This window comes from Agrobacterium tumefaciens, from assembly GCF_005221385.1.
GTDB classification, from domain to species: Bacteria; Pseudomonadota; Alphaproteobacteria; order Rhizobiales; family Rhizobiaceae; genus Agrobacterium; species Agrobacterium tomkonis.
Window position 1 is genome coordinate 1,933,967 of sequence record NZ_CP039904.1, and the last position, 25,681, is coordinate 1,959,647.

22 protein-coding genes are annotated in these 25,681 nt (G+C 59.8%); 19 read left to right on the plus strand and 3 right to left on the minus strand.

The features are described 5' to 3' along the window. The first annotated feature begins 10 nt into the window (after window positions 1-10). From CFBP6623_RS24080 to CFBP6623_RS24100, 5 genes are all read left to right on the plus strand, one after another. Window positions 11-664: an amino acid ABC transporter permease gene (locus CFBP6623_RS24080; protein WP_046801219.1), complete on the plus strand. Its 654-nt coding sequence runs from the start codon at window positions 11-13 to the stop codon at window positions 662-664. Next, the gene (locus CFBP6623_RS24085; protein ID WP_020811659.1) at window positions 657-1,379 is read left to right on the plus strand and encodes an amino acid ABC transporter ATP-binding protein; all 723 of its coding nucleotides are present in this window, start codon (window positions 657-659) and stop codon (window positions 1,377-1,379) included. Before CFBP6623_RS24080 ends, CFBP6623_RS24085 begins: the two co-directional genes overlap by 8 nt. Then, window positions 1,379-2,620, plus strand: coding sequence for an NAD(P)/FAD-dependent oxidoreductase (locus tag CFBP6623_RS24090; RefSeq protein WP_080843070.1), 1,242 nt, complete (start codon window positions 1,379-1,381; stop codon window positions 2,618-2,620). The genes CFBP6623_RS24085 and CFBP6623_RS24090 overlap by 1 nt, the downstream gene beginning before the upstream one ends. Window positions 2,621-2,734: 114 nt before the next feature. Next, entirely contained in the window at window positions 2,735-4,444 is a 1,710-nt protein-coding gene (locus CFBP6623_RS24095; protein ID WP_080843071.1) for an aconitase X, read from the plus strand. 10 nt (window positions 4,445-4,454) lie between these two features. Further along, window positions 4,455-5,483 (plus strand): trans-3-hydroxy-L-proline dehydratase, encoded by a 1,029-nt coding sequence (locus CFBP6623_RS24100; RefSeq protein WP_046801222.1) that lies wholly within the window; start codon window positions 4,455-4,457, stop codon window positions 5,481-5,483. Window positions 5,484-5,709: 226 nt separating this feature from the next. On the opposite strand, the gene CFBP6623_RS24105 is transcribed toward CFBP6623_RS24100, so the two are convergent. Next, complete coding sequence (locus CFBP6623_RS24105; protein ID WP_080843072.1) at window positions 5,710-6,732, minus strand: LacI family DNA-binding transcriptional regulator; 1,023 nt, start codon at window positions 6,730-6,732, stop codon at window positions 5,710-5,712. A 157-nt stretch (window positions 6,733-6,889) separates the two neighbouring features. Then, on the minus strand, window positions 6,890-7,210 hold the full coding sequence (locus CFBP6623_RS24110) for a hypothetical protein (RefSeq protein ID WP_046801224.1): 321 nt from the start codon (window positions 7,208-7,210) through the stop codon (window positions 6,890-6,892). A gap of 294 nt (window positions 7,211-7,504) precedes the next feature. Between CFBP6623_RS24110 and CFBP6623_RS24115 the strand changes: the two genes are divergently transcribed. The 7 genes from CFBP6623_RS24115 to CFBP6623_RS24145 all read left to right on the plus strand — a co-directional run bounded on the left by CFBP6623_RS24115 (window position 7,505) and on the right by CFBP6623_RS24145 (window position 15,376). Beyond that, the gene (locus CFBP6623_RS24115) at window positions 7,505-8,308 is read left to right on the plus strand and encodes a transporter substrate-binding domain-containing protein (RefSeq protein WP_046801225.1); all 804 of its coding nucleotides are present in this window, start codon (window positions 7,505-7,507) and stop codon (window positions 8,306-8,308) included. Between the two features lie 67 nt (window positions 8,309-8,375). Beyond that, the gene (locus CFBP6623_RS24120) at window positions 8,376-9,080 is read left to right on the plus strand and encodes an amino acid ABC transporter permease (RefSeq protein WP_003499524.1); all 705 of its coding nucleotides are present in this window, start codon (window positions 8,376-8,378) and stop codon (window positions 9,078-9,080) included. Then, window positions 9,077-9,736, plus strand: a complete 660-nt coding sequence (locus CFBP6623_RS24125) for an amino acid ABC transporter permease (protein WP_003499527.1) — start codon at window positions 9,077-9,079, stop codon at window positions 9,734-9,736. Before CFBP6623_RS24120 ends, CFBP6623_RS24125 begins: the two co-directional genes overlap by 4 nt. Beyond that, entirely contained in the window at window positions 9,717-10,448 is a 732-nt protein-coding gene (locus CFBP6623_RS24130) for an amino acid ABC transporter ATP-binding protein (RefSeq protein ID WP_046801226.1), read from the plus strand. The genes CFBP6623_RS24125 and CFBP6623_RS24130 overlap by 20 nt, the downstream gene beginning before the upstream one ends. Window positions 10,449-10,471: 23 nt before the next feature. Further along, window positions 10,472-11,407: a 2-hydroxyacid dehydrogenase gene (locus CFBP6623_RS24135; protein WP_080843073.1), complete on the plus strand. Its 936-nt coding sequence runs from the start codon at window positions 10,472-10,474 to the stop codon at window positions 11,405-11,407. 230 nt (window positions 11,408-11,637) lie between these two features. Beyond that, on the plus strand, window positions 11,638-13,812 hold the full coding sequence (locus CFBP6623_RS24140; protein WP_080843074.1) for a putative bifunctional diguanylate cyclase/phosphodiesterase: 2,175 nt from the start codon (window positions 11,638-11,640) through the stop codon (window positions 13,810-13,812). 448 nt (window positions 13,813-14,260) lie between these two features. Further along, on the plus strand, window positions 14,261-15,376 hold the full coding sequence (locus CFBP6623_RS24145; protein WP_080843075.1) for a porin: 1,116 nt from the start codon (window positions 14,261-14,263) through the stop codon (window positions 15,374-15,376). Window positions 15,377-15,551: 175 nt separating this feature from the next. Here CFBP6623_RS24145 and CFBP6623_RS24150 read toward each other — a convergent pair whose 3' ends face one another. Beyond that, complete coding sequence (locus CFBP6623_RS24150) at window positions 15,552-17,090, minus strand: amidohydrolase family protein (RefSeq protein WP_080843076.1); 1,539 nt, start codon at window positions 17,088-17,090, stop codon at window positions 15,552-15,554. 159 nt (window positions 17,091-17,249) lie between these two features. Here CFBP6623_RS24150 and CFBP6623_RS24155 point away from each other — a divergent pair, with 159 nt between their 5' ends. From CFBP6623_RS24155 to CFBP6623_RS24185, 7 genes are all read left to right on the plus strand, one after another. Continuing rightward, complete coding sequence (locus CFBP6623_RS24155) at window positions 17,250-18,815, plus strand: ABC transporter substrate-binding protein (RefSeq protein ID WP_052820550.1); 1,566 nt, start codon at window positions 17,250-17,252, stop codon at window positions 18,813-18,815. A 257-nt stretch (window positions 18,816-19,072) separates the two neighbouring features. Continuing rightward, a complete protein-coding gene (locus CFBP6623_RS24160; protein ID WP_046801232.1) occupies window positions 19,073-20,041 on the plus strand; it encodes an ABC transporter permease in 969 nt (322 codons plus the stop codon). A gap of 18 nt (window positions 20,042-20,059) precedes the next feature. After that, a complete protein-coding gene (locus CFBP6623_RS24165) occupies window positions 20,060-21,007 on the plus strand; it encodes an ABC transporter permease (RefSeq protein WP_080843077.1) in 948 nt (315 codons plus the stop codon). 5 nt (window positions 21,008-21,012) lie between these two features. Beyond that, window positions 21,013-22,206 carry an amidohydrolase family protein gene (locus CFBP6623_RS24170; RefSeq protein WP_080843078.1) on the plus strand — a complete coding sequence of 398 codons (1,194 nt, stop codon included), beginning with the start codon at window positions 21,013-21,015 and terminating at the stop codon, window positions 22,204-22,206. Then, a complete protein-coding gene (locus tag CFBP6623_RS24175; protein ID WP_080843079.1) occupies window positions 22,206-23,699 on the plus strand; it encodes an amidohydrolase family protein in 1,494 nt (497 codons plus the stop codon). Before CFBP6623_RS24170 ends, CFBP6623_RS24175 begins: the two co-directional genes overlap by 1 nt. Then, window positions 23,692-24,675, plus strand: coding sequence for an ABC transporter ATP-binding protein (locus CFBP6623_RS24180; RefSeq protein ID WP_137002587.1), 984 nt, complete (start codon window positions 23,692-23,694; stop codon window positions 24,673-24,675). Before CFBP6623_RS24175 ends, CFBP6623_RS24180 begins: the two co-directional genes overlap by 8 nt. Then, window positions 24,672-25,679 carry an ABC transporter ATP-binding protein gene (locus CFBP6623_RS24185; RefSeq protein WP_080843080.1) on the plus strand — a complete coding sequence of 336 codons (1,008 nt, stop codon included), beginning with the start codon at window positions 24,672-24,674 and terminating at the stop codon, window positions 25,677-25,679. The genes CFBP6623_RS24180 and CFBP6623_RS24185 overlap by 4 nt, the downstream gene beginning before the upstream one ends. Window positions 25,680-25,681 lie beyond the last annotated feature (2 nt).

Sequence of the window (25,681 nt, forward strand, 5' to 3'; positions counted from 1 at the left end):
GAGGTGAGCCATGTTTGAAACCGCTCTCAGCTGGAGTGATCTCGCCTTCCTGGCCAAGGGTGCCGGCATGACGCTTGCCGTCACCGCCGTCGCCGTCACGGCGGGCACCCTCATGGGAATCATCTTCGGTATCATCCGTTTCCAGTTCGGCCCTTACTGGTCGCTGCCGCTGACCTTCGTGCTGGATATTTTCCGCTCCGTGCCGCTGCTCATCCAGCTGGTTCTCGGCAACGCCTTCCAGTCGATCGCCAAGCTCGGCTGGCCGCCATTTACCACCTCCTGCGTGGTGCTGTCGCTTTATACGGCAGCCTATTGCACCGAGATCGTGCGCGGCGGCATCGATGCCGTGCCGTCCAATACGCGCCGCGCCTGCCGCTCGCTCGGCATGACGTGGTCGCAGGACATGCGCTACATCGTGCTGCCGCTTGCCACCCGCGTGTCGCTGCCGTCCTGGATCGGGCTGACGCTCGGTGTCATGAAGGATTCGGCACTGGTGCTGTGGCTTGGCCTCATCGAGCTTCTGCGCGCCTCGCAGATTCTCGTTACCCGCCTGCAGGAACCGTTGACCATTCTGATGATCTGCGGCGCCATCTACTTCCTTATCAGCTTCCCCATCGCCCGTTTCGGCGGGTATCTCGAAAGACGGTGGTCCCCCAATGATTGAGATCGAAAACGTCCGCAAATCCTTCGGCCCGCTGGAGGTTCTGAAAGGGATCAACCTCACCGTCAACAAGGGCGAGGTCGTCACCATCATCGGCGGTTCGGGTTCCGGCAAGTCGACCCTGCTGACCTGCATCAACGGCCTTGAGCCGATCGACAGCGGCAAGATCGTCATCGACGGCACCGAGGTGCATGCGAAGTCCACGGACCTCAACAAGCTGCGTCGCAAGGTCGGCATCGTCTTCCAGCAATGGAACGCCTTCCCGCATCTGACGGTGCTTGAAAACGTCATGCTGGCGCCGCGCAAGGTGCTCGGTATTTCCAAGGAACAGGCCGAGGAAATCGCCGTCAAGCAGCTGACCCATGTGGGCCTTGCCGAAAAGCTGAAGGTCTATCCCAACCGCATGTCGGGCGGCCAGCAGCAGCGCATGGCGATTGCCCGCGCGCTCGCCATGTCGCCGGAATATATGCTGTTCGACGAAGTCACGTCAGCGCTCGACCCGATGCTGGTGGGCGAAGTGCTCGATACGCTGAAGATGCTGGCGGATGAGGGCATGACGATGATCTGCGTCACCCATGAAATGGCCTTCGCCCGGGATGTCTCGAACCGCGTCGCCTTCTTCCATCAGGGCGTGATGGCGGAAATCGGTACGCCTGACCAGCTGTTCGGCGCACCGCAGCATGCTGAAACCCAGAAGTTCCTGGCGAGCGTGCGGTAATGCCAGCCAATGATGTCATCGTCATAGGGGCCGGCGTCGTCGGCCTCTCGGCGGCAATCGCCGCGCAGGGCCGTGGTCTTTCGGTCACCGTCATCGATCGCGAGGGACCGGCGGCGGGCGCTTCGGCCGGCAATGCCGGTGCCTTCGCCTTCACCGATATCCTGCCGCTTGCATCGCCGGGCATTCTCTGGAAAGCGCCGAAATGGCTCATCGATCCGCTCGGTCCGCTCAGCGTGCCGCCGGCCTATGCGCTGAAGATCGCGCCGTGGATGTTCCGCTTCTGGCGGGCCTGCGCGGCATCGAAAGTCGAGCATTCCACCGCCGCCCAGACGGCGCTGATGGATCTTTCCAAAGCAGAGCTGGAGCCGTTTCTCAGAAAGACGGACACCATTGCCATGCTGCGCAAGGAGGGCAACCTTCAGGTCTATGAAAGCGAGGCGGAATTCGAATCCTCGCTTCCCGGCTGGAAGGCGCGCGAACGCCATGGCATCGAGTTCCGGCATCTGAACGCCGAACAGATGGCCGAGATACAGCCCGGCATCGCGCCGCGTTTTACCTGTGGCACGTTTACGCCCGGCTGGTATTCCATTGCCGATCCCAAGCTTTACACGCTGGCGCTGGCCGACCATTTCCGCACCATTGGCGGTCGCATCGAATGCCTTGATGTCGCCTCGCTCCGGCCGCTGGAAGACGGTGTCGAGGTGGTGAGCCATGATGGCCGCACCCGCAAGGCCGGTAAGGTTGTGCTGGCGGCCGGGGCTTTCTCGCACCGCATCGCCCGCTCGCTTGGTGAAAAAATTCCGCTGGAAACGGAACGGGGTTATAATACCACCCTGCCTTCGGGTGCTTTCGATCTGCGCACGCAGGTCACCTTCGGCGGCCATGGTTTCGTCGTTACCCGCCTTTCCTCCGGTATCCGCGTCGGCGGTGCTGTGGAACTCGGCGGGCTGGAGCTTCCGGCCAATTTCGCCCGTTCGGAGGCGCTTTTGACCAAAGCGAAGAGCTTCCTGCCGGGCCTGAAAACCGAAGGCGGCAAGCAGTGGATGGGCTTTCGCCCGTCGCTGCCGGACAGCCTGCCGGCCATCGGTGAAGCGCGGCACACGGCACGGGTGGTTTATGCTTTCGGCCACGGGCATCTGGGGCTGACGCAATCGGCGGGCACGGCCCGCATCGTCGCTGATCTTCTGACGGGGCAAAAACCCGCCATCGATACAAGGGCATTTTCGCCGCAACGTTTCTAGAGAGTTTTGGCTTTTCCCCAAAACGCAAAAATTCTCTAGCTCTTTTTTTTCACGCATTTTCCGGGCGTAAAACCGCTACGCAATTTTGACGGAAATGCTTTAGGGAGATTTTCGATGTCTTCTGCCGTTTCGCCAATCACCGCTCCCGAGGCGCGCAGCATTCTGGCTGGCGCCGCCGAAGGCAAGGTTATCGCCACGACCGAGGCGCTGAGCTTCTGGGGCGGGGTCGATCCCGCCACCGGCAAGGTGATCGACGTGCATCACCCGCTGCATGGCGCCTGTCTCACCGGCGGTGTGCTGTTCATGCCGACCAGCCGCGGCTCCTGCACCGGTTCCGGCGTGCTGCTCGATCTCATCCTCACCGGCCGTGCGCCCTCGGCGCTGGTTTTCTGCGAGGCTGAAGACGTTCTGACACTCGGCGCCCTCGTCGCGGCGGAAATGTTCGACAAGGCTCTGCCGGTCGTCCGTCTGGATGCGGATAATTTCGCCCGCTTCTCGCGTGCTGCGCATGTCAGCATCAATGAGAACACCATTGAGGCTGACGGTATCTCGCTTGCCATCGCGCCGCCGGCGACGGCCCATCTCGACCTGAAGGACGACGATGGGGCAATGCTCGAGGGGCGAGACGGCATCGCCGTGCGGCAGGCCATGCGCATCATCGTCGCCATGGCCGCGCAGCAGGGCGCTTCGGCGCTTGTCGATGTGACGCAGGGCCATATCGATGGCTGTATCTATGCCAGCCCCGCCAACCTCACCTTTGCCGAAAAAATGGCTGACATGGGTGGCAAGGTGCGGGTACCGACCACCATGAACGCCATTTCGGTGGACAAAGCGCACTGGCGGGCGCAGGGCGTGCCGGAGGATTTCGGCGATCCGGCTGCAAGGCTGGCGGATGCCTATGTGCGCATGGGCTGTCGCCCCACCTTCACCTGTTCGCCTTACCTGCTGGATAGTGCCCCAAGTGCCGGTGAATCGATCGGCTGGGCCGAATCGAATGCGGTGATCTTCGCCAATACGGTGCTCGGTGCCCGCACCGCAAAGCACCCGGATTTTCTCGACCTCTGCATTGCGATGACGGGCAGGGCGCCGCTTTCGGGGGTCTATCTCAAGGAAAACCGCAGGCCGCAGCGCATCGTCGATGTGGCGTTGCCAGCTGGTATCGATGATGCCTTCTGGCCGCTCGTTGGCTATCTCGCCGGCAAGGCCGCGCCGGATTGTATTCCGTTGCTGCGTGGTCTCGGGGCCGCAAAGCCGTCGCGGGACGATCTCAAGGCGTTGTGTGCCGCCTTCGGCACCACCTCCGCCTCGCCCATGCTGCATATCGAGGGCGTGACGCCGGAGGCAGAACTAGCGCCGCTCGAAACCGCCGAGACCGTCACCATTTCGCTCGCCGATATGGCTGCCGGCTGGTCGCTTCTGAACGAGGGACCGGAAGAGGTGCAGCTTGTCGCCATCGGCAGCCCGCATGCCTCGCTGGAGGAATGCCACGCCCTTGCCGCCGTGTTCAATGGCCGCAAACGCCATGCGGATGTCGCCGTCATCGTCACCGCCGGCCAGCAGGTCATCGATGCGGCTGTGCAGGACGGCACGTTGCAGAGTTTGAAGGACAGCGGCGTGCAGGTGCTGCCGGATCTCTGCTGGTGTTCGATTTCCGAGCCGGTCTTCCCGACGAAGACGCGCGCACTCATGACCAATTCCGGCAAATACGCCCATTACGGTCCCGGTCTCAGCGGCCGCGCTGTGCGCTTCGGCAGCCTTGCCGATTGCGTCGAAAGCGCGCTGACCGGCCGTGCCGTATCCCGCCTTCCTGTCTGGCTTTCCTGAGGAGAACTGAATGCGCAGTATCAAGACAGTTCATGTAATTTCCGCCCATGCGGAAGGTGAAGTGGGGGATGTTATCGTTGGTGGGGTGAAGCCGCCGCCGGGGGAGACGATCTGGGAACAGAGCCGTTTCATCGCCCGCGATGAGACCCTGCGCAACTTCGTGCTCAACGAGCCGCGCGGCGGCGTGTTCCGCCACGTCAATCTGCTGGTGCCGCCGAAACATCCGGATGCGGATGCCGCCTTCATCATCATGGAGCCGGAGGATACACCGCCCATGTCCGGCTCCAATTCCATCTGCGTTTCCACCGTGCTTCTGGATGGTGGTATCGTGCCGATGCAGGAACCGGAAACCCATATGCTGCTGGAAGCTCCCGGTGGACTGGTGAAGGTGCGCGCCGAATGCCGCAACGGCAAGGCCGAGCGCATTTTCGTGCAGAACCTGCCGAGCTTTGCCGCAAAACTCGACGCCGAACTCGAGGTCGAAGGTCTCGGAACGCTGAAGGTAGATACCGCTTATGGTGGCGACAGCTTCGTCATCGTTGATGCCGAGGCGATGGGTTTCAGCCTGAAGCCGGAAGAGGCGCATGAGATTGCCCGCCTCGGTGTGCGCATCACCAATGCCGCCAACAGGGCTTTGGGCTTCGACCATCCCGAAAACCCGGACTGGCGGCATTTTTCCTTCTGCCTTTTCGCCGGCAAGGTGGAACGCACGGCGGAAGGTCTCAGGGCAGGGGCGGCCGTCGCCATCCAGCCGGGCAAGGTGGACCGCTCGCCGACCGGCACGGCACTTTCGGCCCGCATGGCCGTGCTGCATGCGCGCGGCGAAATGAAGGAAGGCGAAACGCTGACGGCGGTATCGCTGATCGGCTCCACCTTCACCGGCCGCATCCTCGGAACCACAACAGTCGGCGACCGCCCGGCCATCCTGCCGGAAATCTCCGGCCGCGGCTGGGTTACCGGCATCCATCAGCATATGCTCGATCCGTCGGATCCATGGCCGGAAGGGTATCGGCTGACGGATACCTGGGGTGCGAGGTAATAAGAGCCTTACGGTCGAAACCCAGCTCGGGTGGCGTGTTTCGATGGACCGCAGCGATTCGGCGAGTTTCTTCTCCCCGCCGGGGAGAAGGTGGCCCGAAGGGTCGGATGAGGGGGCGACGTTGCCGGATTTCGGAGAGCTCGCCCCCTCATCCCGCTGCCGCGGACTTCTCCCCGGCGGGGAGAAGAAACAAGCGGCATCCGCTCGTTCCAATAGGGCTAGGCGCTCACAGGCTCAACCGCTTCGTCGTCTCCCGCACGATCAGCTCGAAACCGACATCCACCCGCGCCCCTTCGGGAACAGCGGCATCCTTTTCCGGCTCCAATATCGAAAGCAGCAATTCGCCCGCCTTGCGGCCGATCATCTGGGCATCGACGCGGATCGTTGAAATCGCGGGGTAACATTGGCGGCTGATATCGAAATCGCCGAAACCGAGAATCGACACCTGATCCGGCACGGGAATGCCGCGGCGATGACATTCCATCAGTGCGCCAACGGCGGAAATATCGGAGACCGCGAAAATGCCTTCGACATCGGGCGCCTTCGCGAGCAACGAGCCGAGCGTCTTTGCCCCGTGATCGTAGGAGACAGGCGCGCTGCCTTCCCGGATGATCAGATCGTCGGGAATGCCGGCTTCGCGCAGTGCCGCCGCAAACCCGACAAGGCGGCTTTCGCCGCGCCAGTCGTTCACAGCGCCATCAGCCCGGGAGCCGAGTGCGCCTATGCGCTTTAAACCAAGCGATATCAGATATTTGGCGGCGTTTCTTCCCACTTCGTAGTTGGAGAAACCAACCGCGTGGTCGATCGGATGTTCCGGAACATCCCAGATTTCCACGATCGGAATGCCGGCGCGCATCAGAACTTCGCTCGCCATCTTGGTATGTACGGTGCCGGCAACGACAATCGCGTCGGGACGCCGCTCCATCATGGTGCGGATGACGCGCTCCTCTTCCTGCAGATCATACATCGTATAACCGATCAGCAACTGGTAATCGGCCGCGCGCAGCGCCTTGGCGAGCCCCTGGGCGCTGTCGGCGAAGTTGGAGTTGGTGAGCGTCGGCAGGATGGCGGTGATGAAATTGGTGCGCCGGGAAGAGAGCGAACCGGCGATCCGGTCTGGCACATAACCAAGCTTCTCTATCGCCTTCATCACCTTCTGGCGTGTGTCTTCCGACACCAGGGCAGGATCGGCCAGCACCCGCGAAACGGTCATCTTGGAGACGCCCGCGAGTTTCGAGACGTCGCTCATGGTTGCTTTTTTTGACGTGACTAACGCTGTGGCCAAGGGCGTGCGCTCCACCAAAGCATGTCTCCCTAAATTCGAACCGGTTCAGGACAAGACATACACGAAGATATCAAGGGAAAGCACGCCGTATGATTGCAGATCGATGCGGCGTGCACCGGATTTATGCGACGCGGCTATAGACCAGATGGTAAAAACGGCCGTCGCACATGCTCATCATCTCGTCCGTCAGCACCCGGCCTTCCAGCCGGACGGGGGAAACCAGCGCTTCCTCCACCGCCTCCATCGACGGATAGTCGATTTCCTGCACCATGATGATCGCAGCCGCGTCCGGATCGGTGCGCTCGGTGCGCATCACCCGCACGGCCTGCGCATTCGGCATGCGTTTCCAGACGGGCAGCAATTTCTCCTCGACGATGCGGAAAAACTCCTCCTCCCGGCCGGGGTGAATCCTGCCTTCGAAAATTGCCGAGCGTGTGTACATGTTTCCCTCCCGAATGAATGCCGACCAAAACAGTTCTGTAGATCGGACTTGCAATGATACCGATAACATGCATTATTGATCCTGCCAAGAACGTGAAATGGTGTCGAACAGAGGAAAATCGATAACCAGCCGAAAACATTGAATTTCATTGGAAATTCCAGCTGTTTTTGATCTTCGCGTCCCCTTGGGAGGAGTTTTTAGTCAATCGCGACAGAATGTTATCGAGAACATTTTGTCCTTTGCGCAAGGCCGCTGTTCCTGTCGAACAGCCACTATAAGGTTGGAGGAGAAACCATGAGCATTTCAAGATTTCTGAAAAACATGACCGTTGCCGTCGGTGTTGCAGCAGCAACGCTCGCCGCAACCACATCCGCCCATGCCGTCTCGCTCAGCGAGATCACGGCGCGCGGCAAGGTCAAGATCGGTGTTCTCACCGGCGCTCCGCCAATGGGCATGGTGGACGAGAAGGGCAATCCTTCCGGTTACGACGTCGATGTCGCCAATCTTATCGGTTCTTACCTGTCGCTGCCGGTGGAGCTGGTGCCGCTGACGCCGCCCGCCCGCATTCCGGCACTTCAGACCGGCAAGGTCGATTTCCTTGTCGCGACGCTCGCACCGACCGGTGAACGCGCCAAGACCGTGATGTTCACGCAGCCCTACAGCGCCTTCAACATGGACATCATCTCCGGCAAGGACCAGAAGTTCGAAAATCTCGACAGCCTCAAGGGCAAGCGCGTCTCGGTCAATCGTGGTTCCTCGCAGGAAACAGCGCTGCGCAAGGCCAATGTCGAAGGTCTCGAAATCGTCGTTTACGAAGACGATTCCACCAGCGCGCAGGCTTTGCTTGCCGGTCAGGTGGATGCCGTCGCACTGCCGTCCACGGTTGGCGAAGCGATCATCAAGCAGCGCCCGGAGGCTGGTCTGCAGGTTGGTTTCACCTTCTTCCAACAGGGCAATTCCATGGCGACGAAGCTTGAGGATTTCGAGCTGCGCCAGTGGCTGAACACCTCCATCTACCTCATGAAGATGTCGGGTGATCTCGACCGTATCTCGGTGAAGTGGACCGGCCGTCCGCTGCCGCAATTGCCAAGCTTCTGATTGAGCCTTTCAACGCGTCCGCCGGAGGAAAATTCCGGCGGACCGGGAAATGTCAACGGAGTGACGCATGTCCTATACTTTTCAATTCGGCGCGCTCGCCCAATATCAGAATGAAATTCTGAACGGCATATGGCTGACGATCAAGCTGTCTGTCCTGTCCATCGTGCTCGGCTGCGCTTTCGGCATTCTTTTGGCCTCGCTGCGGTCCATCAATGGCGGCATTGTCCGCATCATCGTGGACGCCTATGTGGAGGTGATCCGCAATACGCCGTTTCTTGTGCAGCTGTTCATCGTCTATTTCGGCCTGCCGGGCCTCGGCTTCAGGGTAGGGGCGGATACGGCGGCGCTGATCGGCATGACGATCAATCTTGCGGCCTATTCGACGGAAATCATCCGCGCCGGCATCGAGGCTGTGCACAAGTCGCAGATCGAGGCAGGCGAGGCGCTGGGCTTCACCAGATACCAGATCTATCGCCACGTCATCATCGTGCCTGCCATCGCCAAGGTCTATCCCTCGCTGTGCAGCCAGTTCGTGCTGATGATGCTGGCGTCGAGCATATGCTCGGCCATTTCCACCCATGAGCTTGCGGCTGCCGCAGCCTTCGTGGAATCGCAGACCTATCGCTCCTTCGAAGTCTATATCGTCGTCACGCTCATCTATCTTGCGCTGGCGCTCAGCCTGCGGCTCATCCTTGCCCTTATCGGCATGTGGCTGTTTGGCCGCCGCGTGGCTCGCAAGACGATGACCGCTATGCCGGAGGTGCAGTCATGACTCTTCGAACTTTCGGCTGGAACGAATTCGGTTTCCTGCTGACCGCCCTGCAATGGACCGTGCTTTTGACGATCATTGCGCTTATCGGCGGTGGCATCGTCGGCTTTTTCATCGCTCTTGCCCGCACCTCGGATAACAAGCTGCTGCGCATTGCCGCCGGCACCTATATCCAGGTCATCCAGGGCATTCCGGTGCTGATGATCCTGTTCCTGTCCTATTACGGCCTCAGCCTTGCCGGACTGGAACTGCCGCCTTTGATCGCCGCCGGCGCGTCGATGACCATCTATACATCAGGTTATCTTGCCGAAATCTGGCGCGGCTGCATCCAGGCGGTGCCGAAGCAGCAATGGGAAGCATCGGAATCGCTGGCGTTGACCCGCGCCCAGCAATATCGCTACGTCATCCTGCCGCAGGCGATCCGCATTTCCCTGCCGCCGACCGTCGGTTTCGCCGTCCAGGTCGTCAAGAATACGTCCATCGCATCGATCATCGGTTTCGTCGAACTGGCGAGAGCGGGGCAGCTCATCAACAATGCCACGTTCCAGCCGTTCCGCGTCTTTGTCGCGGTGGCCGTGCTTTATTTCATCGTCTGCTACCCGTTGTCCCAGCTGTCGCGTTGGCTGGAAAGGAGGCTTCATGCCGGAAGTAATCGTTGAAAACGTTCACAAGAGCTTTGGCGCTCTGGAAGTCCTGAAAGGCGTTTCGCTTTCGGTCGGCCGTGGTGAAGTCTTCGCCCTCATCGGCCGCTCTGGCTCGGGCAAGAGCACGCTGTTGCGCTGCATGAATGGGTTGGAGAAGATCAATTCGGGCCGCATCGAAATTGCCGGTCATGCCATTGGCGAAGATGCCAAGGCGCTGCGCAAGCTGCGCACCGATGTCGGCATCGTGTTCCAGAGCTACAATCTCTTCCCGCATTTGACGGTCGGCGAAAACATCATGCTCGCGCCGCGCATCGTCAAGGATGTGGCGAAATCGGAAACAAAGGATATCGCCCGCGAGGTCCTGCAACTCGTCGGCCTGTCGGAGAAATTCGATTCCTATCCCGACCAGCTGTCCGGCGGCCAGCAGCAGCGCGTGGCAATTGCCCGCTCGCTCGCCATGCGACCGAAGGTGATGTTGTTCGACGAGGTGACCTCGGCGCTCGACCCCGAATTGACCGAGGAAGTGCTGACCGTCATGGAAAACCTCGCCAAAGGCGGCATGACCATGATCCTCGTTACCCATGAAATGGCCTTTGCGCGCCGCGTGGCGACTGAAACCATCTTCATGCACAAGGGCAAGATCTGGGAGCAGGGCCGTTCTTCGGAACTTTTCGCCAATCCGCAAACGCCGGAACTCCGGCAATTCGTCAAGGCCGATGTGAAGTAATTCACCGGCGCAAAGGAAAGTCCATGACCACTGAAATCGTGCAACTGTGCCCGCTCATTCCGGCACTGGAAGAAGAACTCGCGCAGCGTTTCACCGTGCATCGCCTGTTCGAAGCTTCGGGCAAGGCGGCGTTCCTTGCTGAAAAGGGCGCCGCGATCCGCGGCGTCGTCACCGGCGGCCATATCGGCCTGCCGGCGGATATCGGCGCCGCACTTCCCAATCTTGAAATCGTCGCCATCAACGGTGTCGGTTTCGACAAAGTCGATCTGACTGACGCGAAACAACGCGGTTTCCGTGTCTCCAACACGCCTGACGTGCTGACGGCTGATGTCGCCGATCTTGCGCTTGGCCTCGTTCTGGCGCAGGCGCGCAAGCTGCCGCAGGCCGACCAGCATGTGCGTACCGGTCAATGGCTGAAGGGCGATATGGGGCTTTCCACCCGTGTGGCTGGCCGTCGTTACGGCATTTTCGGCCTCGGCCGCATCGGTCAGGCAATTGCAAAGAGGCTCGAAGGTTTTGATGCGCGGATTTCCTATACCGCCAGAAACCGTCGCGACGTCGCCTATGACTATCACGACAGCATAGAGGCGCTGGCCGCCAATTGCGACGTGCTGATCATCGCCGCCGCCGCCACCGCCGAAACGCGCCATATCGTCAATGCCGATGTGCTGAAGGCACTTGGGCCGCAGGGCGTGCTTGTCAACGTGGCACGCGGTTCGCTGGTGGATGAAAAGGCGCTGGTCGAGGCGCTGTCAAACGGCACGATCGGTGGTGCGGCCCTCGACGTCTTCGAGGATGAGCCGCATGTGCCGGAAGCGCTTTTCGCCTTCGACACCGTCACGCTTGCCCCGCATGTCGGCAGCGGCACGCACCAGACGCGACGCGCCATGGCCGATCTCGTTCTTGCCAATCTTGACGCGCATTTTGCGGGCAAGGAACTGCCGACCCCGGTGGTCTGACATACCTCTATCTGAGCCTGTAATCCGACGGCGCGGCTTTTATCCGCGCCGTTTCGATTCGTGCTGTCGGCTGTTCCTGATTTAGCATGTAAAAGGCAGTCATTCGCCGGTAATCTCGGCCTGTCGTTCATATTTATATAATATGTATAATCCTACTATTCTGCTTCCTTATAAAGCGATGAGGCGGAGAGGTGCGTTCCAAAGGCCCGAAGACACCCGTGCAGAACCGGATGTCGCGAACCAAGCGCGGCGTAGCGCCATCTGCCTCTCCTGCAACGACTGAAAACCCCAATACCTCCGACCGGCATGTGCTTCTGGAAGCGATGATCAATCATGTGCCGGATTTCATCTATGCCAAGGATCTGGAGGGTCGTTTTCTTTTTGCCAACCGCGCCATCGTTACGGAAAACGGCTTTGAAAGTGTCGAAGAACTGATCGGGCTCACCGACGGCGACATTCACGGAGATGCGGCGCAGCGGGCCGGCATTCCCGATACCGAAGCGCGGGTGATGCGCACCGGAGAGCCTGATCTTGGCTATGAGGAACCCGCCATGCGCGGCGATATCGACCGTTGGTTGATGATGTCGCGTGTGCCCTTGAAGGATGAGGCCGGCAAGATCATTGGCGTGGTTGGCGCTTCCAGGGACATAACCCAGAAAAAGGCCTCGGAAAGACTGCTTCAGGCACAGGCGCGTATTCTGGAAATGATTGTCGCGGCGGCGCGGATCGAAGATTTTCTCGACGAATTCGTCAAGGCCATTGAAAATCTTGCCACCGGGCTTGCCTGCGCTGTCAGGGTGTTCGAGGCGGCGGCGGGCGAACCTTCCGTTTATGTCTCTCCGGCGCTGATGCCGCATGAGGGTCTGACGGCGCGCATTTCCACAGTCAACGATCCCGGGAGCCTTATCTATCCGGCCGACAGCACGGCTTTCAGTTTCGATATTCCCGCCAGCGAGGGCAAGGCGCATGGTTTTGTCTGGTGCGTGCTGGCGGGCCGCCAGCCGGATGCGGCGCTGGTAGAGTTCATCGGGGCTGCCGCCCGCATGGCGGGGCTGGCGATCGACCGGAAACGTGCCGCGGAGCATATAGCCTTTCTAGCCGATCACGACATGCTGACCCGGCTACCTAATCGCCGTTTTCTCGATACGCGGCTACCGGAAATATTGGCGGTGGCGGCAAAGGCAAAACGGAAGGTCGGCATCGGTTTTCTCGATCTCGATAATTTCAAGCAGATCAATGATACGCTTGGTCACAGCGTTGGCGACGCGCTACTTTCGAAAACGGCGGAGCGCATCGCTCATAGCCTCAGCCGCAACGATCTCGTGCTGCGGGTGGGCGGCGACGAATTCGTCGTCATTCTGGAAAAGCAGAAAGACAGTTTCGAAAACCGTCTGCAGCGTATTCAGGCGGCGGTTTCGCAGCCGCTGCGCATCGGCAATTACGATATCAAGGTCACCTGCAGCATCGGCATGGCGTTTTTTCCCGAGCACGGGGAGACCACGGCGGAAATCGTCGCTGCCGCCGACCTTGCCATGTATGAGGCCAAACATAATGGCCGGAATGGCATCGCCACTTTCACACCGCGCATGGCGGACGATCTGAGAAAGAAGTTCACCCGCATCGAGGAATTGCGCAAGGCTGTGGAGCGGGATGAGTTTGTTCTGCATTTCCAGCCGCAGGTTGATCTTCTCACCGGCCGCATCAGCGGGGTGGAGGCGCTGGTGCGCTGGCAGCATCCGGTGGAAGGTCTGCTGGCTCCGTCGGAATTCATCGGTCTTGCCGAGGAAACCGGCCTCATTGTGGAGCTTGGGGAAAGCATTCTGAAAAAGGCATGCCAGCAGGCGCAGGCTTGGATCGTGGCCGGCCTGTCGCCCATCAAAATGGCGGTCAATATCTCACCCCGGCAGTTTCAGGGCGGACTTGTGGAGCAGATACAGTCGGTGCTGAAGGAAACCGGTCTTTCGCCCTCGCTGCTCGAAATCGAAATCACCGAGACGCTTATCATTCAGGATGTCGAAACATCGGTGCGGATCATGCGCTCCATCAAGCAGATGGGCGTCAGCCTCTCGCTGGACGATTTCGGCATCGGTTATTCCTGCCTCGGCATGCTCAAGACCTTTCCCCTGTCCTGCATGAAGATAGACCGCTCGTTCCTCACCCACCTGCCGGAAAAAACCAAGGACAGCGCCATCGTCTCGATCATGATTCAGCTTGCTGGATCTCTGGATATCGATGTCATTGCCGAGGGAGTGGAGACCGGCGAACAGGCGGCGTTTTTGCGCGCCGCCGGCTGCCCCTACGGGCAGGGTTATTATTTCAGTCGCCCGGTGCAGGCGGACGTGATTGAAGACATGCTGGCGAAGATGACGACATTCCCGACGGGCCCTGCCGGCGATCTGCAATAAACCCCACTTGGTGGCCCTGTTTTGACTGGCCTGATCTGAGCGACGCCGGAAAGGCTCCGGTAGGGTCCGCACGCCTTTTTATTACAATAATCTCAAACGTCTTTGTGATTGTTCCGGGTCAGGATGCCGGGCAACCGTCTTTCGTGGTGGAGAGCATTTTTATTTCATAATAAATAAAACAATTGTATTCGATTATTTCTATTAAGTAATAAATGATGTTATTTTAAAATAAAACATGAAATTATTATATTTTAAACTATTGATTTGTTGTAATTTTACTACTTAATCCAATTGTGTACTTTTATTGTATTTGTAATCCGCCGATTTGAATTGCGAGTCTCCCGCACTTTCTGTCATTTGCTCAGTCAGCGCAGGGAAGCGGGCGGCAGGGAAAGACCAGCCCTCAAATTTGCGCATTCGTTGAAAAATTTTTGACTGGAGATTAAAAATGAACATCAAGAGCCTTCTTATCGGCTCCGCTGCGGCTCTCGCAGCAGTATCCGGCGCACAGGCCGCTGACGCAATCGTCGCTGCCGAGCCGGAAGCCATGGAATACGTTCGCGTTTGCGACGCTTTCGGCACCGGCTTCTTCTACATCCCCGGCACCGAAACCTGCCTGAAGTTCGACGGTTACATCCGTTTCCAGACCGACTTCGGTCGTGACCAGTCCGGCACGTCTGACTGGAACACGTTCACGCGCGCTCAGTTCAACGTTGATACCCGTTCGGACACCGAGCTCGGCGCTCTGCGCGGTTACTTCGGCTTCCGCGGCCAAGCCAACAACGACAGCAGCCGTGGCGTCGTTCTCGACCAGGCTTTCATCGAACTCAGCGGCCTGAAGGTCGGTTTCTACTACAACTGGTGGGATGACGGTCTCTCTGGTGAAGTCGACAACCTCAGCTCCAACCAGACCCGCCTGAACGCCATCCGTTACACCTACGACGCTGGCTCTTTCTACGCTGGTGTTGCAGTTGAAGAACTCGAAGGCGTTATCGCTGGCAACTCGATCAGCGGAACGACCATTCAGCGCAACAACCTCGGCGTCAACCAGAACAACTGGACGAGCCTCAACCGCCAGGGCGACAACAATGTTGGCGTCAGCGCCATCATCGGTGCAAAGTTCGGCGGCGTTAAGGCTAACCTGCTTGGCGGTTACGACACCGACGCTGAAAACGGTGCTATCCGTGCTATCGTAACGGCTGAAGTCGGTCCTGGTACGTTCGGCCTCGCCGGCGTATGGGCTTCTGGTGCCAACGCGTACTACGAAGAGTCCGAGTGGTCTGTTGCTGCTGAATACGCAGTCAAGGCAACCGACAAGCTGACCATCACCCCCGGCGTTCAGTACTTCCGTACGCTGGACATCGGCACCGATGGCGACTTCGTTGGCAACCGCGATGCATGGCGCGCTGGTGTAGCTGTTGGCTACAAGATCACTTCCGGCCTTTCCACGCTCGTTTCGGTTAACTACCAGAGCGTTGACGGCGATGAGCGCGTTCGTAGCGGCGTCGGCAGCGGTGCTGGCGACCAGTGGACCGGTTTCGTTCGCCTGCAGCGTTCGTTCTAATAGAGCGCAATAAAAAAGCATAACCGGGTTAGACAACTCAGATCCACCCCGTTTCCGAACGGGTGAGTCACTAGCTCCAGTCAAAGTTCCTGACATGATGTCAGGTTTGCTCCCCGGACCCCTCCAGGCCGGGGAGTTTTTGTTTCTGTACAAGGTCTCCGGCAATTCACTTCCGCTATCGGAAGAATGCCGGCCCATTGCCCTCTTCTTGGTCAGTACCGCCCTGTTGCCCATGGGCCGCCGGCTCCGGTGGCCGGGGAGGGTGGACAGGTTCTTCGAAGGTCCGCAACAGGCGGCCCCAACCCGGATCGTGCATATGCGCTTCAAGACCGGCACGGGCGGCGAGTGCCAGCGCTTCTCGCTGGCCGAAGTTAAGTGCTGCATCAACGTCGGTTGTCAGAACCCGGCCGTTTTCCATCAACATCCTGCCATCCACGAAGACGGTATCGACATCGCTGCCCAGCACCTGATGCACCAGCCGGTGCACCGGCATCCACATCGGCATCAGATGCGGTTTGCGCATGTCGATGATGACGACATCGGCCTTTTTGCCGATCTCCAGCGAGCCGATCTCGTTTTCCATGCCGATGGCATGGGCGGCGTCGATGGTGATCATTTCGAATATCTTGCCGGGCGGCAGCAGGTAACGATCATGGTTGTGCAGCAGGTGCTGGGTGAATTGCGCCAGACGTGCCGTCTGCAACATGTCGAAATGACGGCTGGGGGCCGCGCCGTCGGTGGTGATGGCAACGCGAATGCCTTTCGACATCATTTCCATGATTGGCGTCGCCCGACCGGGCGGGGCGTGGGTAACGCGAGTTCCCGTTTCGGCCAGAATGTCGATCTCGTCATGCGAGATGCCCCAGCAATGCTGAAGATGGATATCAGGGCCAAGCAGCGCATTTTCCTTGTCCTGAAACGCCATGCGAATCTGGCCCGCAAAAGCGTCCGAATGTAGCCTGACGCCGGTCTTTCGTGCCGTTTCGCGGATCCGGCGCGCCTGCATCCGGTCATTTTCCGTCAGTTTCACCGACTGATCGGGTGTCGAGGCATTGGAGGGCTCCACTGACGGAACGATGGTGAAAGGTGTGAGGAAAACGCTGATGCGGCCATCCGCCGTGCCGTTCAGGGCCTCGATGGTTGCCTCGCTGCCTTCGATCATCTCTTCGAAGCTGATATGACGGCGCTCCGGCGAACCGCTTTCCCATCGGGTGACGGGGTGCGGCCATGGCAGGCCGGAAGGGCCGACACAGATGATTTCGCGAAGGCCGATCTCCTCATAGGCGCGTGCATGGTTGATAGCGAAGAGGGGATCGTCGGCGCGCGGCATCGAGGTGATGATGCTGGCGCCGGTCGTCACGCCGGCGCGTAACCGCTCGATGCCGGAGACCAGGCCGTCGGCGTACCAGTAATCGCGGGTGACGTAGTGATAATAGGTCGGTGTCACGACCTTCATCCACATGGCATTGGTATCGGCGGCAATGCTGCGGATGAGCGCATGCCCGGCATGGCCATGCGCATCGATCAGGCCGGGAATGATGAGTTTGCCCCGGCAGTCTATGATCTGCTTGCCGGGGTGGCGTGAAGCGAGTTCCCCGGCCGGGCCGATGTCAACGATACGATCATCCTGAATGGCAAGGCCGCCATCCTCGATAATCCGTCTTTCGCGATCCACGGTGACGATCGTGCCATGCAGCAGCAGATAATTTCCCATTCGCCTTCTCCCATATGTTTGCAGTCGGTATCCAGAATTTCACAATTTTGAATACGATAATTGTCAACAATATTATTGACAATAAGCCCGTGCAAAACAATACTCCCCTTGCTCAGCCGCCAGCCGGCTTTCCAACGACCTATAAAAAGGGGGGATCAAATGTCCCGAATTAGAAGTTTTGTCCTGGCCGCCATGGCCGCCGCCGCCATTGCCGCTCCCGCAAGCGCAGAGACCCTACGCTGGGGTAGCCGCGCCGATCTTTATTCGCTCGATCCGTATTCGGTGCCTTCCACCTCCAACCTTGCGTTCCTCAATCACATCTATGAAGGGCTCGTCCGTTACGGGCCGGACTTCAAGATCGAGCCGGCGCTGGCGACGGAGTGGAAGCTCGTTGATGGAAAGACCTGGCGTTTCACCCTGCGCAAGGGTGTGAAGTTCCATGACGGCTCGGATTTCACCGCTGACGATGTTGTTGCGTCCTTCACGCGCGCTTCCGATGCCACCTCGCCATTGCGCGGCAATATTCCGGTCTTTGCCGGCGTGAAGAAGGTCGATGACTACACTGTCGATCTCGACGTCACCGCGCCGACCTCGCTTTTCCTGAACGACATTACCAATATCTTCATCTTCAATGCCAAGTGGTTGAAGGATAACAATAGCGAGAAGCCGACCGATTTTGCCTCCAAGGTCGACGGTTATACGACGATGCACACCAATGGCACCGGGCCGTTCAGGCTCGAAAGCCGTGTGCCCGATAGCAAGACGGTTCTCGTCGCCAATGATGGCTGGTGGGATCAGAAGAAGCACAATCTCGACCGTATTGAATTTGTACCGATCGCCTCTGCCGCGACCCGTGTTGCAGCGCTGCTTTCCGGCGAAATCGACCTGATCGATTCCGCGCCGATCCAGGATTTGCCGCGGCTCGAAACCTCGGCCAATATCACGGTGAAGAAGCGCACCGAACTGCGCACGCTGTTCATCGGTTTCAACCGTCGCGAAAAGCTGGAAGACGGCAAGCCCAACCCGTTTAATGACCTGCGTGTGCGTCAGGCATTCGAGGCCTCGCTTGATCGCGATCTCATCAACAAGAAGGTCATGCGCGGCCTTGCAAGACCTTCCGGCTCGCTCATCGCGCCTGAAATCGCCGGTTATGCCAAGTCGCTCGATACCTATGAACCCGCCGATCCGGCAAAAGCACAAAAGCTGCTTGCCGATGCAGGCATGAAGAACCTTGCTTTCACCTATACCTGCATGAACGACGAAAGCATCAATGAGGAAGATATCTGCTCCGGTGTCGCCAACATGCTGAAGCGCGGCGGTTTCCAGCCGACGATCGACATTGCCCCGCGCTCCGTGCAGTCGCCCAAGCGCAATGGCGGCAAGGCGGATGTCTTCAACCTCAGCTGGGCGAACGAGCCGACGCTCGATGCCTTCTCGTTCCTGTCGCAGATACTGTCGACCCGCAAGGGTGCGATGGGTGTCTCCAATTATGGCGGCTGGTCGAACCCCGAAATCGACAAGCTGGTCGATCAGGCGGCGCAGGAGCAGGACAACACCAAACGTCTGGCGCTTGAAGAAGCTGCATTGAAGATCGCCAAGGATGAAACCATGCTTGTTCCGCTGCATCAGCAGCCCATTGCTTGGGCCATGCTCGGAAAGGTCAAGAGCGTCGATTTCCGTGCCGATAACAAGCCGCGTCACTGGCTGACACAGCTCGACAAATAATGCAGGATGCAGGAAGGGCGTCGGCCAGTCGCCGAACGCCTTTCCAGCCTTTCCGGCGCAGTCGCCTCAGCCGTTCAAACCGTGATCCCCAGGGACAGGGAAGGCCGAAATGCGATCCTCCGCCGGTGCAATTGTCGACAATGTGACAGGCTCATGCGCGAGGCATCGCATCGTTGCGAAAGCTCTGCCCTGTCTCTGCAAGAGAATGGTCGAACCTGACAGGCCTTGTGGCGCGGGTTCTGATCCGAGAGGTAACCATGCTGGTTTTCATCATCAAGCGTTTGGGAAATGCCGTGCTCGTCATGCTTTCCGTCGCGCTTATCGCATTTCTCATTTTCCGGCTCGCGGGTGATCCCGTTGAACTGATGGTCGGCGAACAGACCTCGCAGGAGGATCGGGCGGCCCTGCGTGAGCGCCTCGGCCTCAATGACAGTCTGCCGACGCAATATCTGCGGTTTGTCAAAGATGCGGCAGAAGGCAATTTCGGCGTTTCCTATCGCAACGGCCAGCAGGTGCTGCCGCTGATAGCGGAGAGGTTTCCGGCAACGCTGGAGCTTGTTCTTGTCGCCACCGTCCTGTCGCTGGTCGTCGGCCTGCCGCTCGGGGTGCTGACGGCGATCAGACGTGGTAAATGGTATACGGAGGGCCTGCAGTTCCTGTCGATCGTCGGCGTTTCCCTGCCGAGTTTCGTCGTCGGCATCCTGCTCATTCTCGTCTTTTCGGTGTCGCTCGGCTGGGCGCCGGCCTTCGGTCGCGGAGATGTGGTGCAGATCGGCTGGTGGTCCACCGGGTTGCTGACCTCCTCCGGTCGTGCGGCCATCATTTTGCCGGCCATTGCGCTTTCGCTTTATCAGATCACGCTCGTCATGCGTCTGGTTCGCGCCGAGATGCTGGAGGTGCTGCGATCCGATTTCGTGAAATTCGCGCGTGCCCGCGGCATTCCCCGCTGGCGCATCTATTTCCGCCATGCGCTTCGCAACTGTCTTATGCCTGTTGTGACGCTGACGACGATGAATGTCGGCTCGCTCATCGCCTTCGCACTGATTACGGAAACGGTGTTCCAGTGGCCGGGCATGGGCATGCTGTTCATACAGGCGGTGACGTTTCTCGATATTCCCGTCATGGCGGCCTATCTCTGCATCATTTCCTTCATCTTCGTTGTTCTCAACACGTTCGTCGACATTGCCTATGCGGTGATCGATCCGCGTCTGCGCACCGCGCGTTAACCGAAGGGAGCCGGTTCCATGACAGACCTTCCACAAATGGTAAAACCCGCCCGTCGGTCGATTTTCAGCCGCCTGCGCGACAGCGATCTCTACTGGTCCTTCAGTCGCAGCAAATCGGCGAAGATCAGTGCGCTGGTCCTCGCAATCCTGATCCTTGCTGCCATATTCGCGCCATTGATCGCCCCCCAGAACCCCTATGACGGCGCTTCGCTGGACATGTGGAAGGCCGAGCTGCCGCCGGTTTGGCAGGAGGGCGGCGAATGGCCCTATCTGCTCGGCACCGATACGCAGGGGCGGGACATGCTCTCCGCCATTCTCTACGGCACGCGCATATCGATCGTCATCGGCGTCGCTTCCGTGGCGCTGTCGCTTGTCATCGGCATGACCGCGGGATTGATTGCCGGTTACTTCGGTGGCTTTGCCGACAATCTCCTGATGCGGATCGGCGACATCACGCTCTCCATCCCGACAATTCTGGTGGCCATCCTCGTCTCGACGGTCGTGCGGCAGATGTTGCCGGACAGTCTGCGTGAGGTGGGCGCATCCGCCGTGCTCATTTTCGCCATCGCTCTTTCCGCCTGGGTGCAATATGCCCGCACCGTGCGCGCCCAGGCCATCGTCGAAACCGGCAAGGATTATGTGCAGGCGGCCAAGCTCATCGGCGTTCCCGCCCGCCGTATCATGGCAAACCATATCCTGCCCAATACGCTCACACCGATCATGGTTGCCGCCACGCTCAATTTCGGCATGGCGATCCTGACCGAAGCGACGCTGTCCTTCCTTGGCATCGGCATGCCGCCCAGCCAGCCTTCACTCGGAACGCTGATCCGCATCGGCAATCAGTTCCTGTTCTCGGGTTCGTGGTGGATCGTATTGTTTCCCGTTTTCCAGCTCTGTCTGCTCGTCGTCACCGTCAACCTTCTGGGTGACTGGCTGCGCGATGCGCTCAATCCGAAACTGAGGTGAGTTCCATGCATGATCTTCTGCTCCGCAACATCAGGCCCATGGCGGGCGATACCTGCGACGTTCTGATCAGGCAGGGAAAGATAGCCGGTTTCGGAAAATTCGAGGCCGAACCGGGCATGCCGGTCGAGGAGGGGAATGGCGCGATTGCCGTTCCCGGCCTTATCGATGCCCATACCCACCTCGACAAGACGACATGGGGCATGCCCTGGCATGTTAATAATCGCGCGGCGATCCTGCGCCAGCGGATCGACTTTGAACGCGATAACCGGACACAGATCGGCATCGATCCGCACCGCCAGTCCATGCGACACGCCATCGGCCTTGCGGCAAATGGCGGCACGCATATTCGCAGCCACGTGGATATCGACCCGACCCATGGCCTGACGCTCGTGGAAGGTATCTGGGAGACCCGCGAGAAGCTGAAGGGCATCATCGACATCGAAGTCGTCGCCTTCCCGCAATCCGGCGTCATGGTCATGCCCGGCACCGTGGAACTTCTGGACGAAGCCTTGAAACAGGGCTGCGAAGTGCTTGGCGGTATCGATCCCTGCGGCATCGACCGCGATCCGAAAGGCCAGCTGGATATTCTCTTTGCGCTTGCGGTCAAGCACGGCGTGCCGATCGACATCCATCTGCATGAGGCCGCCGATCTCGGTGCCTTCACCATGGAGCTGATCTTCGAGCGTATCCGGGCCAATGGCATGCAAGGCAAGGTCGCGATCAGCCATGCCTTTGCCCTTGGAATGAATGATTACCTGCGGGTCGGCAAGCTGATCGAAGAGATTGCAAAGCTCGACGTGGCGATCCTGACGACAGGTGCGCCTTCGGCAAACGTGCCGTCGATCATGCGCCTGAAGGAGGCGGGTGTGCGCGTCGGCGGCGGTTGCGATGGCATTCGTGATACCTGGGGGCCATGGGGCCAGCCGGATATGCTCGACCGGGCAAAGATCATCGGCATGAAGAATGGCCTGCGGTCGGATATAGAACTTGCCCATGTGCTGCATGTGGTCTCGCAGGGCGGCGCCGATGTCATGGGGCTTGGCGATTATGGCCTCAAGGAAGGCTGCGCCGCAGACTTCACGTTGCTTACGGGCGAAACGCTCGCCCATGCCGTGGTCGATATCGCGCCCCGGCCGCTCGTCGTCAAAGGCGGCCGCGTCACCGCCAGAAACGGCAAAGCCATCGTGGAGGCGCCGTGATGAGCGCTGCCTTGCAATCTCTCGCACTTGGCGAACGTCCGTCCGGTCGCACGCTGCTTACCGCAAGCTGGGTTGTCGGACACAAGGATGGATCGCATCGGCTCTTGAAAAACGGCGAGGTGGTCTTCGAGAACGGTGAGATTCTGTTCGTAGGGCACGGCTTTGAAGGCGAGGTCGCCCGTCGCGTCGATTTCGGCAATGCCCTCATCAGCCCTGGCCTGATCGATCTCGACGCGCTTTCCGATCTCGATACGACGATCCTGGGGATCGATCATTACCCCGGCTGGGCCAAGGGCCGGGTCTGGCCGCGATCCTATGTCGAGGCGGGTCCCTACGAGATGTATTCCGTGGAGGAGCTGGCCTTCCAGAAGCGTTTCGCTTTCGGTCAGCTGCTTCTGGGCGGCATTACCACGGCAGCGCCCATCGCTTCCCTGTTTTACCGGCAATGGGGCGAAACCGCCGCCGAATTCGAGGCTGCGGCCGATGCTGCCGGCGAACTCGGCCTGCGCGTCTATCTCAGCCCCGCATACCGCTCCGGCGGCATGGTGCTGGAAGAGCCGGGACGCATGGTGCCTGTATTTGACGAGGAGCGCGGCTTTCAGGGGCTGAAGGATGCGGTGTCCTTCATCGAAAGACAGAGCGGACGCCATGGAGATCTCGTGCGCGGCATGCTCGCACCAGATCGGGTCGAGACATCGACACTCGCCCTGTTGCAAAGAACCGATGCGGCGGCTCGCGATCTTGGCTGCAAGTTTCGTCTGCATATGGCGCAGGGCACGATGGAGGTGGATACCGTCCGCAGCCTTCATGGCTCGACTGCGCCTGTGTGGCTGGCCAAGGCGGGCTTGCTCAGTGACCGCCTTGTCGCGCCGCACGCCACCAATGCGACCGACGAGGATCTGGCGCTTTACGCTGAAAATGGCGTTTCCATCGTCCACTGTCCGCTGGTGTCGGCCAGAGGCGGCAGCAAGCTGTCGTCGTTTTCGTCGTGCCGGCAGCGTGGCATCAACATCGCGATGGGTACGGACACGGCACCGGCCGACATGCTGATGAACCTTCTGGTCGGGCTCATCACCTGCCGCATCAGCGACGGCGTTCCCGACAGGGTTCGCTCGGCCGATCTGTTTGACGCCGCCACGATCGGTGGCGCAAGGGCGCTGGGCCGATCCGATCTCGGACATCTCTCAAAGGGTGCCCGCGCCGATATCGCGGTCTTCGATCTCGATGATACGGTCATGGCTCCGAGCGTCGATCCCATCACGACCATCATTACCGGCGGCTCTGGCAAGATCACGCGTGCGGTCTTCGTTGATGGCCGGCTGTCGATGCGCTCAAGGCAGGTCGCGAATATCGACATGGAGCGCGCCCGCGTTCAGGCGCAGGCGCAGTTCGACGGGCTGATCGCGAAATATCCCGAACGAAGCTGGGCCAATCCGCCCGTTTCGGAAATCTTTCCCCCGAGCTACCCGGTGGAGGTGGACGCCAATGGATAACATGAACCAGTCGGTTATCGATGTTCGCAATCTGAAAGTCGAGTTTCCGGGGCGAAGAGGCACGGTGACGGCGCTTTCGGATGTCAGCCTGTCGATCCGCCCCGGCGAAATCCTCGGTGTGGTGGGAGAATCCGGTGCCGGAAAATCCATGACCGGGCTTGCGATACAGGGCTTGCTGGAAAAGCCCGGCCGCATCGCCGAGGGTGAGATATGGCTGGGATCGCGGCGTATTGACAAGTTGGACGACAGGGCGATGGAGAGCATTCGCGGCCGCGAGATTGGTGCGATCTTTCAGGATCCGCTCACCTCGCTCAATCCCCTCTTTACGGTTGGCGCGCAGCTGCTCGAAACGATCCGCCAGCATCTGCCGCTCTCCAAAAAAGAAGCGCGGGGGCGGGCGGTTCAACTCTTGAAAGATGTCGGCATTCCGTCTCCGGAAGATCGTGTCGATCATTATCCGCATCAGTTCTCCGGCGGCATGCGCCAGCGTGTCGTCATCGCATTGGCGCTGGCGGCTTCGCCGAAGCTCATCATTGCCGACGAGCCGACCACGGCGCTTGACGTATCCATTCAGGCGCAGATCATCGCGCTGCTGCGCAGGCTGTGCAAGGAGAAGCAGACGGCCGTCATGCTGGTCACGCATGATATGGGCGTCATCGCCGAAGCCGCCGATCGCGTCGCCGTGCTTTATGCCGGCAGGCTGATCGAGGTCGGGCCGGTCGAGCAGGTTCTGCATGCGCCGAAACATCCCTATACGCAGGGCCTGATGGCCTCCATCCCCTCGCTCGGCGCGCGCGTGGAGCGGCTCAACCAGATCGACGGGGCGATGCCGCGTCTCGATGCGATCCCCCCGGGCTGCGCCTTCAATCCGCGCTGTGGCTTTGCCGGCCCCCGCTGTCTTCGCGAGCGCCCGGAACTGGAAACGCAGGGCGACAGCGCAAGCGCCTGCTGGATGAATGCAGGAGGAACAGCATGAAAACCCCGGTGACAAAAACACCTGCACTGACGGTGAAGGGTCTGACCAAGACCTTCGATGTTTCCGCCCCGTGGCTCAACCGCGTCATCGAGCGCAAGCCCCGTCAATTCGTGCAGGCCGTCAACGACATCGACTTCACGGTGCCAGCCGGTGGATGTCTCAGCATTGTCGGCGAAAGCGGCTGCGGCAAGTCCACGGTCGCGCGGCTGGTGACAGGGCTGTTCCGTCCAAGCGCCGGTGACTTCCGCTTTGCCAAAGGGCGGAAGGACGCGCCGCTTTCGGCGCAGATGATCTTTCAGGATCCCTATGCTTCGCTCAATCCGCGCTGGCGGGTGAAGAACATCATCGCAGAGCCGATCCGCGAGCTGAAACTGCGCGCCACCCGTGCAGAGACAATGGAGCGGGTGGAGGAACTGCTGCGAACCGTCGGCCTTTCCGCTTCCGATGGCGAGAAATTCCCGCATGAATTTTCCGGCGGTCAGCGCCAGCGCATTTCGATTGCCCGCGCCCTGGCAAGCGAACCGGAGTTTCTCGTCTGCGACGAGCCGACATCTGCACTTGATGTATCGGTGCAGGCACAGGTACTGAACCTGATGCGGCGGCTTCAGGATGAGCTGGGACTGACTTATCTCTTCATCAGCCATGATATGAGTGTGGTTCGCCACATGTCGGACCGTATCGCGGTGATGTATCTCGGTCGCATCGTGGAGGAGGGCGATACGGAGGAGCTATTCGCCCGCCCGCGTCACCCCTATACGCAGCTTTTGTTGCAGACCATTCCCAATATCGAGGCGCCGCGCCGCGACCGGGAACTGGTGGCAGGTGAAGTCCCAAGCCCGCTCAGGCCACCCTCGGGGTGCACGTTCCATCCGCGCTGCCCGCTTGCAACGGCGCGCTGTTCGGCGGAAGTGCCGCAGGTGCGCACGCTTGCCGTCGGCACACGCGTTGCATGCCATCTGGTGGAGGATGAAGAGGTGCTGACGCAGGAGCGGGAGCGCGCCTGACC

Bases quoted from the DNA above. Each gene is read 5' to 3' on its own strand.
- CFBP6623_RS24110 (WP_046801224.1), bottom strand. From the start codon at position 7,210: ATGTACACACGCTCGGCAATTTTCGAAGGCAGGATTCACCCCGGCCGG.
- CFBP6623_RS24120 (WP_003499524.1), top strand. From the start codon at position 8,376: ATGTCCTATACTTTTCAATTCGGCGCGCTCGCCCAATATCAGAATGAA.
- CFBP6623_RS24130 (WP_046801226.1), top strand. From the start codon at position 9,717: ATGCCGGAAGTAATCGTTGAAAACGTTCACAAGAGCTTTGGCGCTCTG.
- CFBP6623_RS24135 (WP_080843073.1), top strand. From the start codon at position 10,472: ATGACCACTGAAATCGTGCAACTGTGCCCGCTCATTCCGGCACTGGAA.
- CFBP6623_RS24090 (WP_080843070.1), top strand. From the start codon at position 1,379: ATGCCAGCCAATGATGTCATCGTCATAGGGGCCGGCGTCGTCGGCCTC.
- CFBP6623_RS24175 (WP_080843079.1), top strand. From the start codon at position 22,206: ATGAGCGCTGCCTTGCAATCTCTCGCACTTGGCGAACGTCCGTCCGGT.
- CFBP6623_RS24085 (WP_020811659.1), top strand. From the start codon at position 657: ATGATTGAGATCGAAAACGTCCGCAAATCCTTCGGCCCGCTGGAGGTT.
- CFBP6623_RS24095 (WP_080843071.1), top strand. From the start codon at position 2,735: ATGTCTTCTGCCGTTTCGCCAATCACCGCTCCCGAGGCGCGCAGCATT.
- CFBP6623_RS24160 (WP_046801232.1), top strand. From the start codon at position 19,073: ATGCTGGTTTTCATCATCAAGCGTTTGGGAAATGCCGTGCTCGTCATG.
- CFBP6623_RS24155 (WP_052820550.1), top strand. From the start codon at position 17,250: ATGTCCCGAATTAGAAGTTTTGTCCTGGCCGCCATGGCCGCCGCCGCC.
- CFBP6623_RS24150 (WP_080843076.1), bottom strand. From the start codon at position 17,090: ATGGGAAATTATCTGCTGCTGCATGGCACGATCGTCACCGTGGATCGC.
- CFBP6623_RS24140 (WP_080843074.1), top strand. From the start codon at position 11,638: ATGTCGCGAACCAAGCGCGGCGTAGCGCCATCTGCCTCTCCTGCAACG.
- CFBP6623_RS24080 (WP_046801219.1), top strand. From the start codon at position 11: ATGTTTGAAACCGCTCTCAGCTGGAGTGATCTCGCCTTCCTGGCCAAG.
- CFBP6623_RS24145 (WP_080843075.1), top strand. From the start codon at position 14,261: ATGAACATCAAGAGCCTTCTTATCGGCTCCGCTGCGGCTCTCGCAGCA.
- CFBP6623_RS24165 (WP_080843077.1), top strand. From the start codon at position 20,060: ATGACAGACCTTCCACAAATGGTAAAACCCGCCCGTCGGTCGATTTTC.
- CFBP6623_RS24115 (WP_046801225.1), top strand. From the start codon at position 7,505: ATGAGCATTTCAAGATTTCTGAAAAACATGACCGTTGCCGTCGGTGTT.
- CFBP6623_RS24180 (WP_137002587.1), top strand. From the start codon at position 23,692: ATGGATAACATGAACCAGTCGGTTATCGATGTTCGCAATCTGAAAGTC.
- CFBP6623_RS24125 (WP_003499527.1), top strand. From the start codon at position 9,077: ATGACTCTTCGAACTTTCGGCTGGAACGAATTCGGTTTCCTGCTGACC.
- CFBP6623_RS24185 (WP_080843080.1), top strand. From the start codon at position 24,672: ATGAAAACCCCGGTGACAAAAACACCTGCACTGACGGTGAAGGGTCTG.
- CFBP6623_RS24170 (WP_080843078.1), top strand. From the start codon at position 21,013: ATGCATGATCTTCTGCTCCGCAACATCAGGCCCATGGCGGGCGATACC.
- CFBP6623_RS24100 (WP_046801222.1), top strand. From the start codon at position 4,455: ATGCGCAGTATCAAGACAGTTCATGTAATTTCCGCCCATGCGGAAGGT.
- CFBP6623_RS24105 (WP_080843072.1), bottom strand. From the start codon at position 6,732: ATGAGCGACGTCTCGAAACTCGCGGGCGTCTCCAAGATGACCGTTTCG.